The sequence below is a fragment of the Amycolatopsis sp. NPDC058986 genome, from assembly GCF_042741125.1.
Lineage (GTDB): Bacteria > Actinomycetota > Actinomycetes > Mycobacteriales > Pseudonocardiaceae > Amycolatopsis.
In genome coordinates this window covers 69,592-87,672 of the sequence record NZ_JBHYJW010000043.1, presented here as the reverse complement: position 1 = coordinate 87,672, position 18,081 = coordinate 69,592, and the positions used below count along the sequence as shown (strand labels likewise).

Genomic DNA, 18,081 nt, shown 5'->3' with positions numbered 1-18,081 from the left:
TCCGTGAATGCCACATCGAGGGACTCTGAGTCCCTCGATGTGGCATTCACGGACCTGATGATCGGCCGAGAGCCCAGGGATCAGCGAGCGTGGTTGGCGGCGTTGAGCGCGCTGGCGACGTCACCGACTTCGAGGACCCGGATCCCCGGCGGCAGCTTGCCGGAGTCGGGCGGCACCAACGCATGCGTGAAACCCAGCCGCGCGGCTTCGGCGAGGCGGCGGCCGACATTCGGGACGCGCCGCACTTCCCCGGCCAGCCCGACCTCGCCCACAGAGACCAGCCGGGGCGAGAGCGCCACATCGCCGACCGACGAGGAGAGCGCGAGCACCAGCGACAGGTCGATCGCGGGCTCGGTGATCTTCATGCCACCGACCGTCGCGACGTAGACATCCTTGTCACCCATTTTGAGTCCGCCGCGCTTCTCCAGCACCGCGAGCACCATCGCGACGCGTGCCGAATCCAGCCCGCTCACCGCGCGCCGCGGCTGCGGCATGGACGACTGCGAGACCAGCGCCTGCACCTCGCCGAGCAGCGGCCGCTTGCCCTCCACCGTCACCGTGATCGCCGTCCCCGGCACCGGCTCGGCGGTGTGACTCATGAACAGGCCGGACGGATCGGGCACGCCGACGATGCCGTCCTCCTGCAGCTCGAAACAGCCGATCTCGTCCGCCGCGCCGAACCGGTTCTTGATCCCGCGGACCAGCCGCAGCGTCGAATGCTTGTCGCCCTCGAACTGCAGCACGACGTCCACCAGGTGCTCCAGCACCCGCGGCCCCGCGACCGACCCGTCCTTTGTGACATGGCCCACGAGCACGACCGGCAGCCCGCGTTCCTTCGCCAACGCGACGAGCCCCGACGTCACCGCGCGCACCTGCGTCACCCCACCGGGGGAACCTTCGACCTGGGGCGAAGCCATGGTCTGGACCGAGTCGACGATCAGCACGCCCGGCTTGACCGCGTCGACGTGCCCGAGGATCGCGGCCAGATCGCTCTCCGCGGCCAGGAACATGTCCTGGTGGACGTTCCCGGTGCGCTCGGCACGCAGCCGGACCTGCCCCGCCGACTCCTCACCCGTCACATACAGCGCGCGATCGGCGGTGACCGCCCATTGATAGGCCACCTCGAGCAGCAATGTCGACTTACCGACACCCGGTTCGCCCGCCAGCAGCACCACGGCGCCCGGCACGAGCCCGCCACCGAGCACCCTGTCCAGCTCGGACACGCCCGTCGGCCGGGCACGGGCCTGCTCGACGTCGACCTCGGCGATCGGCCGCGCCGGCGCGCTCGGCGCACCGGCCGCGACCCTTGCGATCGCCGGACGCGAGGAACCCCGCTCCTCGAGGGTGCCCCAGGCGTGACATTCCGGACAGCGGCCCAGCCATTTGGCCGCCTCGTACCCGCATTCGGCGCAGCGGTACGCGACGCCGCCCTTCTTCACCACCCGCGCAGGCTAACGGCAGGCACCGACAGAATCAGTGACCTTCGGCCTTCGCCTCGCCGCCGCGGACGTGCGCGGGGGCGGCGACCGGCAGCTCGATGGTGAGCGGGCCGGCGTTCTGGAACACGAACGTCACCTTGATCGTCTGACCCGGCCACAGCGGGTTCTTGAGCCCCGGCAGCACCACGGTCCCGGAACCGACCACGTCGCCACCGGCGGTGCTGCTCGGTGCGGCGCTGGAAGAGGGAGAGCTGCTCGACGAAGACGAGGACGACGGGGCGCCGCTCGACGTCGGCGCGCTGGACGCCGAGGATGACGGAAGCTTCTCGGTGGTCGACTCGACCGCGTCGTGGGCGCCGATGACCAGGGCGTGCCCGGCCACGACCGCCTTCGAGCCGCCGAGCTGGGCGGCGCCGGACGCGGCGTCCGAGGTGACCGACACCAGCGTGTCGTCCTGCTTGCCCTGGTTCACGATCGTCAGGGTCAGCGGGGCCGAGGCCCCGGCCTGGTAGGCCGCGCCCTGCGCCGGGTACTGCACCGCGGCGTTGCGCAGCGACAGCGTCTTCACCTGCGCGAGGGTGCCGTTGACGGCGGGCTCCTGCGTGTCGGTCTGGGTGATCTGACCGGCACCGCAACCGGCGAGCACCAACGCGGCGCCGAGCGCCAGCACGCCCGCGCCGAACACGCGTCGATTCTGCAGCCTCACGTCCGCGGTCCTTCCCTTTCGCCGACTCGTCACCGCGAAGACTAGCCGGGCGCATTCGCGCGCGCGGAACCCCCTCCGCGTTGCGGCACACCGGCATCCAAGATCAACCGTCCACAAAGGAATTCGGGACTATTGCGAAAAGCTTTCGCTCATCACCTGCGTGAGCATGGGGCTCGAAGGTTTGTCAACCCCCGCTCAGGCCGCTGACCTGCGAGGACTGGTCCGGGCCGCTAGGTGGGCGTCAACAGCACGTGCTAGGATGGAGTCAGCGAAAGGGGCAGAGGACACATGGTTTTCAAGGTCGGAGAGACCGTCGTCTACCCGCACCACGGTGCCGCACTCATCGAAGCCATCGAGACCCGCGTGATCAAGGGCGAGGAGAAGAAGTACCTCGTCCTCAAGGTCGCGCAAGGGGATCTTACGGTTCGCGTGCCCGCAGACAACGCCGAGATCGTCGGCGTGCGCGATGTCGTCGGGCAAGAAGGACTGGACAGGGTTTTCGACGTACTGCGTGCTCCCCACACCGAGGAGCCCACCAACTGGTCTCGTCGGTACAAGGCCAACCTCGAGAAACTCGCCTCCGGCGATGTGAACAAGGTGGCCGAAGTGGTGCGCGACCTCTGGCGGCGAGAGAAGGACCGCGGACTTTCAGCCGGCGAGAAACGCATGCTGGCCAAAGCGCGGCAAATTCTGGTCAGCGAGCTCGCGCTCGCAGAGGGCACCGATGAGGGCAAGGCTGAAGTCCTCCTCGACGAAGTCCTGGAAACCGCGACGGTCTGACCCACGGCAGCCCGGAGGAGGCGCCGGGCGGCCACCTCTACGATCGCGATCTGATGAACTCTGTCGCGTTCGTAACCGTCGCACACCATGCGGCCGACGCCGAGCTCGCGCTCACGCCGGTCCACGGTGAAGTTCTACTCACGCATACCGTTCGGGGGCTGCTCGACACGCCGGATCTCGGTCCGGTGGTCGTCGCGGCCCCCGCTCGGTTTGCGCGCGCGTTCGGCGATGCCGTCAGCGGGCTTTCCCCGCGCTGCCGGGTGTTGCCCGATGCTTCGGTTCGCCATGCCTTCGCGGCCGTCGAGCCGGAACTCTCCGCTGACACCAGCATCCTGGTGCACGACGCCCTGCGCGCCTTCACTCCTGCGGAAACATTCCGTGACGTGATCGCCACTGTCCGCGCGGGCGCGTCCGTCGTCGTCCCGGTGCTGCCCATGGCCGACACCGTGAAGGTCACCGACGAGGCGAAGCTGATCACCCGCACCGAGGACCGCACGCACCTGCGCACCGCGCAGACCCCGCTCGGCTTCACGCTCGACGCGTTCCGCGCCGCGTGCGCCGAGGGCGAACCCGACCTCACCGCCGCGATCCGCGCCGGGGCCGTCACCATCGACGGCCACCCGGACGCGATGCGCGTCGCCAGCCCCTTCGAACTGACCCTCGCCGAGGCCATCGCGGCCATGGCCGACACCGAGGAGACCCTGTGAGGATCGGCAACGGCGTCGACGTGCACCCGATCGAACCCGGCCGGGACTGCTGGATCGCCGGGCTTCTGTGGCCGGGCGTCGACGGCTGCGCGGGGCATTCCGACGGCGACGTCGCCTCCCACGCCCTGTGCGACGCGTTGCTCTCGGCGGCCGGGCTCGGCGATCTCGGGGCCGTCTTCGGTACCGGCGATCCGCGGATGAACGGGGCACACGGGGCGGAGATGCTGGCGGAGGTCCGGGGGCTGATCGAGGCGCGGGGCTGGCGGGTCGGGAACGCGACCGTGCAGATCGTCGGCAACGCGCCACGGGTCGGGAAGCGCCGTGAGGAGGCGCAGCGCGTGCTGAGCGAGGCCGTCGGGGGCCCGGTGAGCGTCTCCGGGACGACGTCGGACGGCCTCGGGCTGACCGGACGCGGCGAGGGCATCGCCGCCTTCGCCACCGCGCTGCTCCTGCCTGCTGAGACACCGGCTCCGACGCCGTGAAGGACTCCTTTACCGGCACAGAGCGCCGGTAATGAGTCCTTCACGGCCTTGGAGCCCCTGCGGGTGCTAAGTCCGGCCGTTGCGGCTATTACTCGCGTTATAAATTGTTTCCGCGTTTTTCGCGACTCTTTCTCGACGGGGTCCACAAAGGTATTTTGAGGGCCGGGTGGCGACGTTTCCGGGTGCGTTTCCGTACCCAGAAACACTTCTTCGCCTCATTCACTGGGAGACAGAACTGTGAAACTTCGCTGGAAGTCGAGAAAGCTCGCGCACGGCCTCGCCGTGAGTTCGGCGCTCACCGCCGTCACGGCCGCCGTGGTGCTGGCGACGGGGAATTCGAGCCAGGCCGCCCCGGTGTCGCTCACACTGGACTACTCGTGCCCGTTCCCGCTGATCTCCGATCCGCTCACGCTCACCGTGAAGATCGACAGCGTTTTCCCGGACAACGCGGTGGCAGGTGAACGCGGTCCCGCGATCGGGTTCGACGCGGATGTGGCCGTCCCCGAAGAAGGCACCTCGGCGCTGGCCCTGATCGGCGCGACCACGGTGGAGGGCTCCGCGAAGGCGGCGGCCGCGTTGAAGTACCCGGTCGACAAAACGCTGAACCTGCAGCTCCCGCTGGCCATCGCGAAGACGCCGGTGCCGCCGTCCGGCGTCTTCCACGTCAAGACGTCGGGCCAGGCGCCGGCGATCACGCTGCCCAGCCCCGGCACCGCGTCGGTGACCGTCGGGAACTTCACGACCACGCTGACGCCGAAGCAGGCCGACGGTTCCGAGACCGACCTGCACTCGTTCACCTCGGATTGCACGCTGAAGCCCGGTCAGAACACCCTGCTGGGGACGTTCGAGATCAAGCCGTCCGGCGGCGGCACCACCAGCCCGACGACGTCGACCACACCGACGACCCCGACCACACCCACTACTCCGACGTCGCCGACCAGCACGACGCCCACGACGTCGACCACACCGACAACCCCCACCACCTCCACGACCCCGACGACGCCCACCACGCCGACGTCGCCGACCAGCACCACGCCCACCACGTCGACCACACCGACGTCTCCCACCACTCCCACGACGTCCACCACACCCACAACGCCGACCACCTCGACGACGGCGACCACACCGACAACACCGACGACTTCCACCACTCCGACGACGAGCACGACGGCACCCACCACGTCGACCAAGCCGACGACGCCGACCAGTCCGACGACCGCGACGACCGCCACGTCCGCGCCGACGCCGACTGGCACGCCGCCGACCTCGCCGACCTCGACCACCTCCACGACGTCGACGAGCACGGTCCCGTCGACGAGCGCGACCGAGCCGCCGAGCAGTAGCGTCTCGACGTCCTCGGACGCTCCGATCCCGGCGGCCCACACCGGCAGCGGCAGCAACGGCAATCTGGCCTCCACCGGATTCAGCCACGGCTGGCTCCTGTGGACCGGCGCGTTGCTGATCGCGCTCGGCGCAGGTCTGCTCGGCCTGCTGCGCACGCGGCGCCGGAGCGCGGGAACGCGATAGCGCGCCGGGTCTCCCGCGCGATGCCCGGCATCGCGCGGGAGACCCCTTAGGCTCGGCCGCATGGCATTGACCTTCAACGAGGCGACCAAAGCTCTCCTCGACGGCAAGAACTTCCCGGTGCTGGCCACGCTGAACAAGGACGGCTCGGCCCAGACGTCGGTCCTGTGGGCGAAGCGGGACGGCGACACGCTGATCTTCGCGACGGTGCGCGGCCGTCTCAAGGAACGCAACATGACCCGCGACCCGCGGGTGTCCGTATCGATCTTCGACCAGGAAAACCCGTACAACTACGTGGAGATCCGCGGCCGCGCGGAGCTGACCGACGAAGGCGGCCGGGAGCTGATCGACGAGCTGTCGCACAAGTACCTGGACAAGCCGTACCCCGAGGAGCCGCCGGAGGTCGTGCGCGTGCTGGTCCGCATCATCCCCGAAAAGATCGTCGGCAACGCCGCCTGATTGCGTCCTCCGCAACTCGCCGCCGAATCGCCGGATTTCAGTGCGTGAGACGCCACAATTCGGCGGCGAGTCGCAGGTGGACGCGGCTAATGTGGCGGACGTGACCACGATTCGGGCTGTGCTCTTCGACTTCTCCGGCACGTTGTTCCGCCTCGAGCAGGACGAGACCTGGCTGACCGACCTCACCGACCACGAGGGCGAGCGGCTCGACGTCGAGGCGCAAACCGAACTCATGCGGCGGATGACCGCCCCGGTCGGCCAGGTGGTCGACCTCGACGCCGAGCATCTGCACGCCTGGCACAACCGCGACCGCGACCCGGTGCTGCACCGGAAGGTCTACCTCGAGGTGCTGCGCCAGTCCGGCGTCCCGCGTCCCGAGCAGGCCGTCGCGCTGTACGACCGGCTGATCGACCCGAGTCAGTGGACGCCGTACCCCGACGCCGAGGCCGCGCTCAAGGGCGCCGCGGGCAAGGGGCTGCAGGTGGGCGTGCTGAGCAACATCGCCTTCGACATCAAGCCCGCGTTCACGCAACGGGGCTGGGACACCCACGTCGACGAGTTCGTCCTTTCTTACGAGGTCGGCGCGGTGAAGCCGGAGCTGGAGATCTTCCGGACCGCCGTGCAACGCCTCGGCGTACGCGCCGAGGAGACGCTGATGGTCGGCGACAGCGAGGAAGCCGACGGCGGGGCCAGGGCGCTGGGCTGCGAGTTCGCGCTGGTCGACCCGCTGCCGACGACCGAACGGCCGGACGCCCTGCTCGGCGCGCTGCGAGCACACGGGCTGCTCTGACCGGCCTTATCCCGCACTGCCACCTTGCTGACCGGTTGCGACATCGACCACAGCGACCCCGTACCCTTCGAGGGGTGACCCTCCACCTTTTCGACACCGCGACCCGGAGCGTGCGGGAGTTCCATCCCGTCCGTAGCGGAACGGCGTCCATCTATGTGTGTGGGGCCACCGTGCAGGGCATTCCGCACATCGGGCACGTCCGCGGCTCGCTCAACTACGACGTGCTGCGCCGCTGGCTCGTCCACAGTGGACTCGACGTCGTGCTGGTCCGCAACGTCACCGACATCGACGACAAGATCCTGACCAAGGCCGCCGAGCACGGCAGGCCGTGGTGGGAGTGGGCCGCGACGCACGAGCGCGCGTTCGAGGACGCGTACGAGCAGCTCGGCTGCCTGCCGCCGTCGATCAACCCGCGCGCGACCGGGCATGTCACCCAGATGGTGCAGCTCATGGAGCGCCTGATCGAGCGCGGCCACGCGTACGCCTCCGACGGCGACGTCTACTTCTCGGTCAAATCGTTCGACGCGTACGGCAGCCTGTCCGGGCAGCAGCTCGACGACGTCCAGCAGGGCGAGACGCCGACCAGGGGCAAGCGTGACCCGCGCGACTTCACGCTGTGGAAGAGCGCGAAGCCCGGCGAGCCGTCGTGGCCGACGCCGTGGGGTGACGGCCGTCCCGGCTGGCACCTGGAGTGCTCGGCGATGGCGACGACGTATCTGAGCGCCGAGTTCGACATCCACGGCGGCGGCGTCGATCTGGTGTTCCCGCACCACGAGAACGAGCGGGCGCAGTCGAACGCGGCGGGCGATCCGTTCGCGCGGTTCTGGCTGCACAACGCGTGGGTCACCATGTCCGGCGAGAAGATGTCGAAGTCGCTGGGCAACACCGTGTCGATCCCGCAGATGCTGAAGGACTACCGGGCGCCCGAGCTGCGGTACTACCTCATCCAGCCGCACTACCGCTCGACCATCGAGTACTCCGACGGCGCGTTGTCCGAGGCCGCGCAGGGCTACCGGCGCATCGAGCAGTTCCTGCGGCGAGCCGCGAGCCAGGCCGGGGTGGTGCCGATCGGCAAGCTCCCCGCCGACTTCGCCGCCGCGATGGACGACGACCTCGCCACCCCGCAGGCGTTCGCCGTGGTCCACAACACGGTCCGCGACGGTAACGCGGCGCTGGACGCGGGCGACACTCCCAAGGCACTCGAAGTCGCCGCCGCCGTGCGCGCGATGACCGACGTGCTCGGTCTCGACCCGCTCTCCGCGCGCTGGTCCGAGGCGGGCGGCTCCGAAACGCCCACCCGGCAGGCGCTGGTCGAACTCGTGGAAGGGCTGCTCGCCGAACGGCAGCAGGCCCGTGCCGAGAAGGACTTCGCCCGCGCGGACGCCGCCCGTGACCGCCTCCAGCAGGCGGGCATCGTGGTGGAGGACACCCCGAACGGTCCACAGTGGACTGTCAGGAACTCCTGACAGTAACTCCCAACTGCGGCTCGGCCGTAACCGAGAACAAGGATCTTCAGCATGGCAGGCAACTCCCGGCGCCAGGGCGCTATCCGCAAGCCCGGCACCAAGAAGGGGCAGGTCGTCGGCTCCGGCGGCCAGCGCCGGAAGGCCCTCGAGGGCAAGGGCCCGACGCCCAAGGCGGAGGACCGGCCCGGGCACAAGGCGTACCGCGCGGCCAACGCGGCGAAGCGCCGTGACGACCAGCGCACGAAGAAGGCCGACAAGCCGGAGCTGATCGCCGGGCGCAACCCGGTCGTCGAGGCGCTGCGTGCCGACGTACCCGCCGTCGCGCTGTACGTCGCGCTCAACATCGAGATCGACGACCGCGTCAACGAGGCCGTCCGGCTCGCGGGCGACAAGGGCATCTCGATCCTGGAGATCCCGCGCGAGGAACTCGACCGCAAGACGAACCGCGCGATGCACCAGGGCCTCGGCCTGCAGGTGCCGCCGTTCGAGTACGCGCACCCGGACGACCTGATGGCGGTGGCACGGGACTCGGGCCAGACCCCGCTGTTCGTCGCGCTCGACGGTGTCACCGATCCCCGGAACCTGGGCGCGGTGATCCGCTCGGCAGCGGCCTTCGGCGCACAGGGCGTGCTGCTGCCGGAACGGCGCAGCGCCGGGATGACCGCTGTCGCGTGGCGGACCAGCGCCGGGACGGCGGCGAAGCTGCCGATCGCGGTGGCGACCAACCTCACGCGTCAGCTCAAGGCGTGGGCTGGTCAGGGGCTGATGATCGTCGGTCTCGACGCCGATGGCTCGGTGGACATCGACGAGCTTGCGCTGGCGGCCGACCCGCTGGTCGTCGTGCTCGGGTCGGAGGGGCGCGGGCTGTCGCGGCTCGTGCGGGAGACGTGCGACGCGACCGTGTCCATCCCGATGGCCGCGGGTGTCGAATCGCTGAACGCGTCGGTCGCGGCGGGCGTCCTGCTCGCCGAGGTGGCGCGGCGCCGCCGTATCGCCGGACGGGTCTGAGTTCGGGGCGGACGAGCGACCCCGGGGACGGGAGCAAGGGACCTTTACTACCGCTCCCGCCGCGCGGCGGGAGCGAGGGACCTTTGCTCTCGCTTCGGCACCCGACCAGCGGGAACGTGACGCTTCTCGCGCGGCGATGACCGGGCTTCGGCCCACCGGCCGGGGCTAGCAGGTTAAGGTCACCAGCGGATAACCGAGGGGGTCCGCGACCGTGTCGTTCATTTCGCCACTGTTCCTGTGGTACTTCATGCCGGCGGTGCTGCTCGCCGTCCTGGTGTGCCCGCGGAGCTGGCGCAACGGCATCGTCGCGGTCGGCAGTCTGCTGTTCTACACCATCGGCGCCGGGTCCTGGCTGCTCCTGCTGCTCGGCTGCATGGTGGTGAACTTCTTCGCCGGGCCGCTGCTGGAGGCGAGCCCGTGGGACATGCACGGGAAGCGGCGCAAGCGGATCCTGATCACCGTCATCGCGTTCGACGTGACGATGCTGCTGATCTGGAAGTACGCCGGGTTCGCGACCCAGCAGATCGCGGCCGTCACGCACTGGTTCGGCGGCGACTTCCCGGTGGCGAACCTGGTCGTGCCGATCGGGATCTCGTTCTACACCTTCCACCACATCTCCTACGTGGTGGACATCTACCGCGGCGAGCGGCACGCGCTGCGGAACCCGGTCGCGTTCGCCGCGTACATCGCGATGTTCCCGCAGCTCGTCGCGGGCCCGATCGTGCGCTACCGCGAGATCGCCGACCAGCTTCCGCAACTGCGTTCGCACCGCCTCGACGACATCGCCGCCGGATTCCCCCGGTTCGCGCTCGGGCTGTGCAAGAAGGCGATCATCGCCGACTCGCTCAGCCCGATGGTCGACGCCTGCTTCGCCACCCCGAGCGAGCACATGACGTTCGCGACCGCGTGGCTCGGCGCGATCGGCTACACACTCCAGCTGTTCTTCGACTTCTCCGGCTACTCCGACATGGCCATCGGGCTGGGCCGGATGCTGGGATTCCGGCTGCCGGAGAACTTCGCGCGGCCGTACTCGTCGGTGACGATCACCGAATTCTGGCGACGCTGGCACATGTCGCTGTCGCGCTGGTTCCGCGACTACGTCTACATCCCGCTCGGCGGCAACCGCAACGGCGCCGGGCACACCTACCGCAATCTGTGCGTCGTGTTCGTGCTGACCGGTTTCTGGCACGGCGCGCAGTGGACGTTCCTGGTGTGGGGCTGCTTCCACGGCGCCCTGCTGGTCATCGAGCGCGCGTTCGGCTTCGACCTCGAACCCGCGAACCGCTGGACACGCATCGCCCGGCGCGCGCTGACAATGGTGCTCGTCGTGTTCGGCTGGGTGTTCTTCAAGTCGGCGGATCTGCCGCGCGCGCTGAACATGATCGGCCACATGCTCCTGCCCGACTTCGGCGGGCTCGGCGACGCCGTCGAGAGCGCGCTGACCAACCAGCGGCTCGTCATCCTGATCGCCGCGCTCGCCGTCGTCTTCCTGCCTTCGCATCCGGTGACCGGACCGCTGCTGGAGTCCTCCCGCAGCAAACCCGCCAACGCGCTGCGCTTCGGGATCATGACCGTCGGGCTCGTCTACGCCGCCATCCTGGTCGCGACCGGCACGTTCAGCCCCTTCCTGTACTACCAGTTCTGAGCAGCCAATCCCGCCGGGTCGACGAGCCCAGGTCGAGTGCGGTGGTCAGACCACGGTGATCCGGTCGGCCACCGAGTCCCCCGCCTGCTGCCGGATCCACGTGACGAGCGGGGCGGCTCTCACGACGACGACCGGGCTCGGCACGCAGTAGACGACCTGGGCGTAGCTCATCACCCCGTAGAGGCCGCTGACCTTTCCGTCGTGGAACCGGATGACCGGCCCACCCGAGTCTCCGGAGCAGGCACCGGCATCCAGCTGTGGTTGCCGGACGCAGAACGCGTCCGTGGAGTTCATGCCCGATCCGGCGCAGTGGTCGAACGACGACACCTTCGTGTCCAGGTACCGCAGCATCTTCGGAATGGGTTGCAGGCACTGCCAGTCGCACTTCCTGCCCCATCCGAGCACTCGCACGTCCGTCGAGTCGCCGAGCAGGCGGAAGGTCGTCATCGGGCGCTTCGATATCGGGTCGTCCAGCTCCATCAGCGCGACGTCGAGCCTCGGGTGCAGGACGAACCGCCGTGGGTCGACCGGCTCTCCCCGCCGGGTGCGGTTCTTGCTCCCGAAGCGGAGTTCGACGTCGCTCGGTGATTCCCTTGTGAGGCAGTGTTTCGCGGTCAGCGCCCACCGTTCGTGGATCAGGATCGCGCCGCAGAGGTACAACTGGTCGCTGCGCCGTGCCATGGCCCCCATGAAGGTGTAGCTCTTGGCCGCCTGCTCGCCCCCGATGATGTTCTCGGATTCCGGGCTCGCGACCGCAGCGGTGGCCGGGGCAACCACCACCAGTGCGGTGATCACGGTGGTGACCAGCGCGATGAGCGGACGGCGGATCGGTGCTCGCATGGCTCCGAGTCTCCGGCCGTCTCCGTGGCCGCCACAACTCCCCTCCCACGATGGGACAGCCACCCCACTGGCGTGGGGGACGCGACGTGACGGCAGGTCGCGAAAACGGATTCGTGGCATACCTACGACGGGCGCCGACTGATCGCCGCCGGATTTCCACGCGGTACTTGTCCGTCGCCGGTGGCGTGCCACAAACTGGACACGGGGTGATCAGGTCTGGTGAACACCGGCACGCGGCCTTGCGGCTTGGTGGTCGCGTCGGGGCCAACCGGTGCATGAGACGTGATGATCCCTTGTGGTTGCCGGCCGGCCCGCCCGCAGCCCCCGGCAGCCCGCCGGGGGCTGCGACTGCACGCCGCCGCGGGCGTGGTTCTTTCTGGATACGGAAAAACTAGCGTCTTGCGCCGCTTTTCGGCTGGTGAGACCCAGCACGGAACCTGGCTACGCCGCCTGAGGGTTTCGCACATTTGATGGTTAACTACTGACCGGATACGCTTGCACAGCGTGACTTGGTCACTGTCCGGCGTTCCCCCGAATTTCTTATTTCGCCGTTCACTTCGGGCGCGTAAAGTAACTCCCCGCGCTCGAACAGATACGCAGTGCACATTTCGTTCGAGCGATCCGAGGAGGTGACCTGTGGCTGCGGATGCCGGGCGGCTCCGCCGTACTCCACTGCACGAGATTTTCTGGACGAGAACGAGTCTCCTGCTGTTCGTTCTCGTCGTGGTCGCTGGCCTCAGCCTGTGGATAGCGAGCACGATGGACGCCGGCGCGGGCAAGACTCTGCTCACGTCGCTCGGAAACGGCACATTGATCTCCGCCGTGGTCGGATTCGGCCAGACCTTGATCACCGCGAGCGCTTCCCAGCGCGCGCTGGTGACGCCGGTGATCGAAGAAAGCCGCCGGGCGATGGAGGATCTCAGCGCCGAATACCGTTCCCTCAACAAGGAGTTCTTCCCCACGCACGTTTTCGAAGCGACCACCGACCCGGATCCCGCGTTCAACCGGGTGCTCATGACCGATCTGGACGCGACGCGGCAGTACTTCTTCCGCGGCTTCTCCGGACGGCACGCGGCGGCCCGGTTGTTGTTGTCCCGCACGGAAAGAGAGTTGCGGGCCGTCATCGCCGACCCCCGGGACGCCGGGGCGATCAGCGGGCGGGCCCGCTATCTGCTGCGCCGTGAAGCGGGCGGCGTCGACCTCGAAGACATCCAGAGCAGGCTCGACGAGGAAATCCACATCGGCCTAGCCGGACTGTTCCTCGCCCGCAGCCGATGCGCGCAGGTCGACATCACCGTGATCGCGGACCCGCCGCTGGACCGGCTGGAGATGTTCGACGACAGCGTGTGGGTGACGCTCTACAGTGACATCCGCGGCGCGACCAAACTGTATCCGCGCACGCTGCGGTTCACCGCGGGTTCGTTCCTGTACAACATGGAACGAGCCGAGTTCCTGCGTGTCTCGCAGGCGCGCAGCGGACGCCAGTTCCGCATCACGCCCGCCACCACGCGGGCGGATTTCCTTGCCCTGTTCGAAAAAATCACCGGATCCGCGTTGACGCCGGAGCATTTCCGCGAGCTGGAAGACAAGTTCCACGCCTTCCGGGCGGAGTTCTCCGCCGCGGCCGAGCTAGGGAGCTGACCGACTTGCTCACCCGCTTGTCCCCTCTGACCGAATTGGCCACGCAGTTGCGCTCGGCGGCGTTCCCGCTGACACAGGACTGGGGCACAGTGGACACGTGGTTCCGATCCTGGGTGGCACAGACCGGCCTGCGCACCGAACTCCGCGACTGGTTGCGCTCGCTGAACCACAAGACGGCCGAAGCGATCCTCCGCAGTTCGCGGGAAACGACCACCCACTTCGCCTGGTGCCTGCGTGATTCGCCGAACGAACCGTTTTCGTTCTGGCTGCACGAATACAAACCGCTGGAAGACTGGCGCGAGGGTTACGCCGATTCGGTGCACAACCACAGGTATCACTTCTGCACCACCATTCTCCGCGGCAACTACCTCCACGAGCGCTACACCACGACCCGGGACCGGTACACCGGGTTGATCACCGCGGTGCAGCTCAGGCGGCGCACGCTCTGCCAGACGGGTTCGTGCGCGGTGATGCACGCCGACGAATTCCACCGCATACCGGAGGCAGCCGAGCAGACGATGACCTTCCTGGTGAAATCACGACCGGTGTCCAGTTCCAGTCTTTCCTTCGATCCCGCCACCGGTATCGGGCACCGTCACGTTCCGGTCGAGGTCCGATTGGGGGAACTGGCCACCCGCCTCTAGCTACACACCGACGTCAAAGACGCATACCATTACTCCACCCGTCTTATCCGGAAGCCGGGATCGGAGAGGTGTATGCGCACGCATCAGATTCCGTCACAGAATCGGACTATTCCGCCGTCGATCGTCGCCGCGGTCGAACACCGAGTGCAGCAGTTGTGCTGGCGTTACGCCAAGCAACTTCCCTTCCACGGCTGGCATCACGTCAGTTTCGTCCGCGCGAAGGCACTCGGTTTCGCGGGGCACAACGGCGCCGACAGCACCGTCGTGGAGGTGGCTGCCCTCGTCCACGACGTGAACTACCTCGTGTTGCGGAACTCCCCTGCCGCCGCGGGCCGGAAGCTGCGGCTGGGCATTCTCGCCGAGTGCGGGGTCCCGGACGACGTCGCGCGGTGGATCGACGAAATCGTCGACGAGGCCGAGATGGCCACCCGTGGCCGTGACATCTCGCTGGAGGCGCAGGCGCTGAGTGACGCCGACACGTTGTTCAAGGCGCTCCCGGTGACCCCGGTGGTGCTGGCCCACCGCTACCTCCGCGAGAACGGCCTGAGCCTCCGCGAACTGGCCCACAAGATCGTCGGCGAGCAGTGCGACGTCCACGACGAGGGCTACTACTTCTACAACCCGGAAGCCGCCGAGACCTACTCGCGGTGGGCGATGGCGAATCTTCAGTTGTGGCAGTGCATCAAGGAAGCCGTCGACGATCCGACCGTGGCCGAACTGCTCGACGCGGTCCACGCCGTGGACACGGCGGCGGCCGCGTCCTGACGCCCGGCACGGCTATTGGCCGTAGCCACGCAGTTTCTCGACCACGTGCTCGATCTCCGCGGGCGGCAGCAGGCTCGGGCTGCCCGCGGAGCGCGCGAGCAGCCAGAGCTGGCACACCCATTCCAGTTGCTGTGCCCGGTGGTACGCCGCGCCCAGCCCGTCGCCGTAGGTGATGGTGCCGTGGTTGGCCAGCAGGCAGCCGCGGCGCTCGACGAGCGCCTCGAGCATCGCCTTCGCCAGCCTTTCGGTGCCATACGTGGCATACCGGGCCACCCGCGCTGTCGGCCCGATCGCCGCCAGCATGTAGTGGATCGGCGGGACCTCGTTGACCAGCGTCGACACCGCCGTCGCGTACACCGAGTGCGTGTGCACGACCGCGGTGACCGGTTTGCCGTCCGGATCGGCGGCTTCGTTGTACACGGTCAGATGCATGGGGAGTTCGCTGGTGGGCTTGAGTTCCCCGTCCACCGGCGAACCGTCGAGCGCGACCACCGGGATGTCCGCCGCGGTGAGTTTCTCGTAGTCGACCCCGGTCGGGGTCACCGCGACCCGATCTCCCACCCGCACGGACACATTGCCCGAGGTGCCGACGACCAGACCGTCCGTGGTCATCCGGCGTGCGTACGCGCAGACTTGCGCCCGCTCCTCCGCCAGGATCATTCAGAGCCTCCAGAGCCCGCGCGCGGCCGCGAGACTCGCTTGGTAGTCGGCGTATCCGCGCTCGTAGATCTCGACGTTGCCCGGCCGGAACTCCACAGTACGCGCGTTGTCCGCCCAGCGATCACGGTCGTACGGCTGCCCGAGCGCGTCGGCCGCGGTGAGCACCGCGCCACGAGCACCGACACCCGGATCGCCGGGAATGACGATCGGACGGCCGAGCACATCGGCGAAGATCCGGGTCCATCCGGCCGAACGCACCCCACCGCCGCAGGCGTACAACCGACCGGAAAGCCCGGCCGCCTCGAAACAGTGCCGTGCCGCGTACGCGACCGACTCGCAGAGCGCGCGCACCAGCTCCGCCCGCCCGGTTTCCAGGCTCAGCCCGGAGAACTGCGCCCGCGCCGTCGCGTCGACGAACGGGGCACGTTCCCCGGACACGGACAGGAACGGCAGCGCCTGCACCCCACCGGCGCCTGGCGTCGAACTCGCGAGGAGCGGGTCGATGTCCGCCACGTCGATACCGAGCAACTGACACACCCAGTCGATCCCGGCCGTGCCCACCATCGCGGGCATGGCACGCAGGTACTCGCCGGGTTCCGGCGTGCACAGGAACATCCCGGCGGGTTCGCCGTCCGGATCGAACGTCGCGTCCCTGGTCAGCACCTGACAGGCGAGGGTGGTGCCCGCGGTGAGGATCCCGTCGCCCGGCTCGCGCACGCCCGCACCGATCGCGCTCGCGGGCAGATCGAACGGGCCCGCCGTGACCGGCAGCCCTGCCGGAAGGCCGAGCAGCTCCGCGCCTCGGGTGTCCAGGCGGAAGACGGTTTTCGCGGGAGCCGGTTCGGCGAACAGCGCACGACGGTGGGTGAGGCCGCACGCCGCGATCGCGCTCTCGTCGTACTTCCTCGTCGCCGGGTCGAGGAAGGGAAGCGACGCGTCGGAGACGTCGACCGTGATCTCACCGGTCAGCCGCTGCAGCACCGCGTCCACGCAGTACCCGGCCACCACTGCCCGATCGAGCGTCTCCGGCCCGTGAGTGTCCAAAAAGGACATTATGGCCGCAGCGCAGCCGGGGAACATCCCCGAACCCGTGCGCCGGAACACCTCGCGGGTGACACCGTCCGCCTGCCATTTGGCGAGCAACGCGTTCGCACGCCCGTCGAGCCAGGAGACGGCGGGACGCACGGCATCGCCGGACTCGTCCCGCAGCCACAGCCCGTCCCCCTGACCGGTGAGGGCGAGCGCGGTGACCGGTTCCGGCAGCTGGGCGGTGACCTCGCGGACGACGGTGGCGACGGTGCCCACCACCTGGTCGAGATCCTGTTCCACCCGACCACCGGACAGGTGGTGCACCTCGGACCGGGTGCACGCGGTCGCGACCGACACCCCGGCCTCGTCGAAGACCACCGCCTTGGTCAGGGAGGTGCCGATGTCGACGCCGACGATCATGGCCGCTGCCCGAGCACCTCGGGGTTGGCGAGGTTCGCGAGGGTCTCCCCGCGCGCGTACCGGCCGACCTCGGCGGCCACGATCGCGGCGGCCCGCTCGGCGGTCTGCCTGCTCGCCCCGGCCAGGTGCGGGGTGGCGACGACGTTCGGCACGTCCCGCAGGGCCCAGTCCGCGGGTGGCGGCTCGACGTCGTACACGTCCAGCGCCAGCGCGCCGAGCTTGCCACTGCGCAAGGCCTCCGGGAGCGGCGCGTAGTCGAGCAGACCACCGCGCGCGGTGTTCACCAGGATCGCGCCGTGTGGCAGCAACGCCAGCTTCTCCGCGTCGATGAGGTGCCGGGTCTGCTCGGTGAGCCGGGCGTGCAGGCTGACGACGTGGCTGTTCCGCAGCAACTCGTCCAGCTCGACGACGCGGGCGCCGTCGACCGCCACCGCGGCGGGGTCGGCGTACGGGTCCGCGACCAGCACTTCGGCGCCGAACGCGCCGAGCACCTTGGCCACCCGCGAACCGATCGCGCCGTAGCCGACGAGGCCGATGGTGGTGCCGTTGATTTCGAGGCCAGCCTGGTCATAGGCGTAGTAGTCACCGCGCCAGGTACCGCCGAGCAGCTCCGCCGAGGACGTCGAGATCCGGCGCATCGCGGCGAGGATCATGCCGATCGCGAACTCGGCCGCCGCACCGGCGTTGCGGCCGGGCGCGTAGGTGACCGCGACGCCGGCCTCCGTCGCCGCGGCGAGGTCGACGTTCACCGGCCCGCCCCGGCACACCGAGACCAGCTTCAGGTTCTCCGCCGCCGCGAAGACCTCCTTGGTGAACGGCGCCATCTGCGTGACGACGACCTCCGCGCCGCCGAGCGCGTCGATCACCTGCTGTTCGGTGCCGCTGGCCTCGTGCACGGTGCCGACGGGGCCGAACGGCTCGACCGGCCACGGCAGCTTCAGCTCGGTGATCTCGTGATCACCGTCCAGCTCCGACCGGACCGCTCCGATCAGCAGATCGGGGCCGACGAAATGGTCTCCCGCAGCGAGAATGCGCAACGCTGCTCCTTCCCTCGCTGTTCCAGTAAGAACCCGTGC

At 68.9% G+C, this 18,081-nt stretch carries 18 protein-coding genes and 1 pseudogene; 12 read left to right on the top strand and 7 right to left on the bottom strand.

Annotated elements, in window-relative coordinates; translation table 11 throughout:
* Positions 1 to 80 precede the first annotated feature (80 nt).
* Entirely contained in the window at positions 81 to 1,442 is a 1,362-nt protein-coding gene (radA, locus tag ACFW0G_RS31440; protein ID WP_378329057.1) for a DNA repair protein RadA, read from the bottom strand.
* A 31-nt stretch (positions 1,443 to 1,473) separates the two neighbouring features.
* Positions 1,474 to 2,145 carry a hypothetical protein gene (locus ACFW0G_RS31435; RefSeq protein ID WP_378329056.1) on the bottom strand — a complete coding sequence of 224 codons (672 nt, stop codon included), beginning with the start codon at positions 2,143 to 2,145 and terminating at the stop codon, positions 1,474 to 1,476.
* Between the two features lie 288 nt (positions 2,146 to 2,433).
* On the opposite strand from ACFW0G_RS31435, the gene ACFW0G_RS31430 reads away from it, so the two are divergent.
* From ACFW0G_RS31430 to ACFW0G_RS31415, 4 genes and pseudogenes are all read left to right on the top strand, one after another.
* On the top strand, positions 2,434 to 2,925 hold the full coding sequence (locus ACFW0G_RS31430; protein WP_378329055.1) for a CarD family transcriptional regulator: 492 nt from the start codon (positions 2,434 to 2,436) through the stop codon (positions 2,923 to 2,925).
* A 53-nt stretch (positions 2,926 to 2,978) separates the two neighbouring features.
* Positions 2,979 to 3,632, top strand: coding sequence for a 2-C-methyl-D-erythritol 4-phosphate cytidylyltransferase (locus ACFW0G_RS31425; RefSeq protein WP_378329054.1), 654 nt, complete (start codon positions 2,979 to 2,981; stop codon positions 3,630 to 3,632).
* On the top strand, positions 3,629 to 4,114 hold the full coding sequence (gene ispF / locus ACFW0G_RS31420) for a 2-C-methyl-D-erythritol 2,4-cyclodiphosphate synthase (protein ID WP_378329053.1): 486 nt from the start codon (positions 3,629 to 3,631) through the stop codon (positions 4,112 to 4,114). Before ACFW0G_RS31425 ends, ispF begins: the two co-directional genes overlap by 4 nt.
* Positions 4,115 to 4,351: 237 nt before the next feature.
* A pseudogene (locus tag ACFW0G_RS31415) lies at positions 4,352 to 4,894 on the top strand (DUF6801 domain-containing protein); the annotation flags it as partial.
* Between the two features lie 41 nt (positions 4,895 to 4,935).
* Here the strand turns inward: ACFW0G_RS31415 and ACFW0G_RS31410 are convergent.
* Positions 4,936 to 5,703, bottom strand: a complete 768-nt coding sequence (locus tag ACFW0G_RS31410) for a hypothetical protein (RefSeq protein ID WP_378329062.1) — start codon at positions 5,701 to 5,703, stop codon at positions 4,936 to 4,938.
* Between ACFW0G_RS31410 and ACFW0G_RS31405 the strand changes: the two genes are divergently transcribed.
* The 5 genes from ACFW0G_RS31405 (at position 5,702) to ACFW0G_RS31385 (ending at position 11,006) form a co-directional block, all read left to right on the top strand.
* Positions 5,702 to 6,097 (top strand): PPOX class F420-dependent oxidoreductase, encoded by a 396-nt coding sequence (locus ACFW0G_RS31405; RefSeq protein ID WP_378329052.1) that lies wholly within the window; start codon positions 5,702 to 5,704, stop codon positions 6,095 to 6,097. The two genes, ACFW0G_RS31410 and ACFW0G_RS31405, sit on opposite strands and share 2 nt — an antisense overlap.
* Positions 6,098 to 6,197: 100 nt before the next feature.
* Positions 6,198 to 6,887: an HAD family hydrolase gene (locus tag ACFW0G_RS31400; RefSeq protein ID WP_378329051.1), complete on the top strand. Its 690-nt coding sequence runs from the start codon at positions 6,198 to 6,200 to the stop codon at positions 6,885 to 6,887.
* Positions 6,888 to 6,961: 74 nt separating this feature from the next.
* Positions 6,962 to 8,353: a cysteine--tRNA ligase gene (gene cysS / locus ACFW0G_RS31395; protein WP_378329050.1), complete on the top strand. Its 1,392-nt coding sequence runs from the start codon at positions 6,962 to 6,964 to the stop codon at positions 8,351 to 8,353.
* Positions 8,354 to 8,404: 51 nt separating this feature from the next.
* Positions 8,405 to 9,361: a 23S rRNA (guanosine(2251)-2'-O)-methyltransferase RlmB gene (rlmB, locus tag ACFW0G_RS31390; protein WP_378329049.1), complete on the top strand. Its 957-nt coding sequence runs from the start codon at positions 8,405 to 8,407 to the stop codon at positions 9,359 to 9,361.
* Between the two features lie 211 nt (positions 9,362 to 9,572).
* The gene (locus ACFW0G_RS31385) at positions 9,573 to 11,006 is read left to right on the top strand and encodes an MBOAT family O-acyltransferase (RefSeq protein WP_378329048.1); all 1,434 of its coding nucleotides are present in this window, start codon (positions 9,573 to 9,575) and stop codon (positions 11,004 to 11,006) included.
* A 45-nt stretch (positions 11,007 to 11,051) separates the two neighbouring features.
* On the opposite strand, the gene ACFW0G_RS31380 is transcribed toward ACFW0G_RS31385, so the two are convergent.
* Positions 11,052 to 11,846 carry a S1 family peptidase gene (locus ACFW0G_RS31380; RefSeq protein ID WP_378329047.1) on the bottom strand — a complete coding sequence of 265 codons (795 nt, stop codon included), beginning with the start codon at positions 11,844 to 11,846 and terminating at the stop codon, positions 11,052 to 11,054.
* Positions 11,847 to 12,605: 759 nt separating this feature from the next.
* Here ACFW0G_RS31380 and ACFW0G_RS31375 point away from each other — a divergent pair.
* From ACFW0G_RS31375 to ACFW0G_RS31365, 3 genes are all read left to right on the top strand, one after another.
* Positions 12,606 to 13,487 (top strand): hypothetical protein, encoded by an 882-nt coding sequence (locus ACFW0G_RS31375; RefSeq protein ID WP_378329061.1) that lies wholly within the window; start codon positions 12,606 to 12,608, stop codon positions 13,485 to 13,487.
* Between the two features lie 5 nt (positions 13,488 to 13,492).
* The gene (locus ACFW0G_RS31370; protein WP_378329046.1) at positions 13,493 to 14,131 is read left to right on the top strand and encodes a hypothetical protein; all 639 of its coding nucleotides are present in this window, start codon (positions 13,493 to 13,495) and stop codon (positions 14,129 to 14,131) included.
* A gap of 72 nt (positions 14,132 to 14,203) precedes the next feature.
* Positions 14,204 to 14,896, top strand: a complete 693-nt coding sequence (locus ACFW0G_RS31365; protein ID WP_378329045.1) for an HD family phosphohydrolase — start codon at positions 14,204 to 14,206, stop codon at positions 14,894 to 14,896.
* Positions 14,897 to 14,908: 12 nt separating this feature from the next.
* Here the strand turns inward: ACFW0G_RS31365 and ACFW0G_RS31360 are convergent, their stop codons facing one another.
* The 3 genes from ACFW0G_RS31360 to ACFW0G_RS31350 are packed head-to-tail and all read right to left on the bottom strand — an operon-like array spanning position 14,909 to position 18,042.
* Positions 14,909 to 15,556 carry a class II aldolase/adducin family protein gene (locus ACFW0G_RS31360; RefSeq protein ID WP_378329044.1) on the bottom strand — a complete coding sequence of 216 codons (648 nt, stop codon included), beginning with the start codon at positions 15,554 to 15,556 and terminating at the stop codon, positions 14,909 to 14,911.
* Positions 15,557 to 17,005, bottom strand: a complete 1,449-nt coding sequence (locus ACFW0G_RS31355) for an FGGY family carbohydrate kinase (protein ID WP_378329043.1) — start codon at positions 17,003 to 17,005, stop codon at positions 15,557 to 15,559. It abuts the gene before it with no gap.
* Positions 17,002 to 18,042 (bottom strand): 2-hydroxyacid dehydrogenase, encoded by a 1,041-nt coding sequence (locus ACFW0G_RS31350; RefSeq protein ID WP_378329042.1) that lies wholly within the window; start codon positions 18,040 to 18,042, stop codon positions 17,002 to 17,004. Before ACFW0G_RS31350 ends, ACFW0G_RS31355 begins: the two co-directional genes overlap by 4 nt.
* Positions 18,043 to 18,081 lie beyond the last annotated feature (39 nt).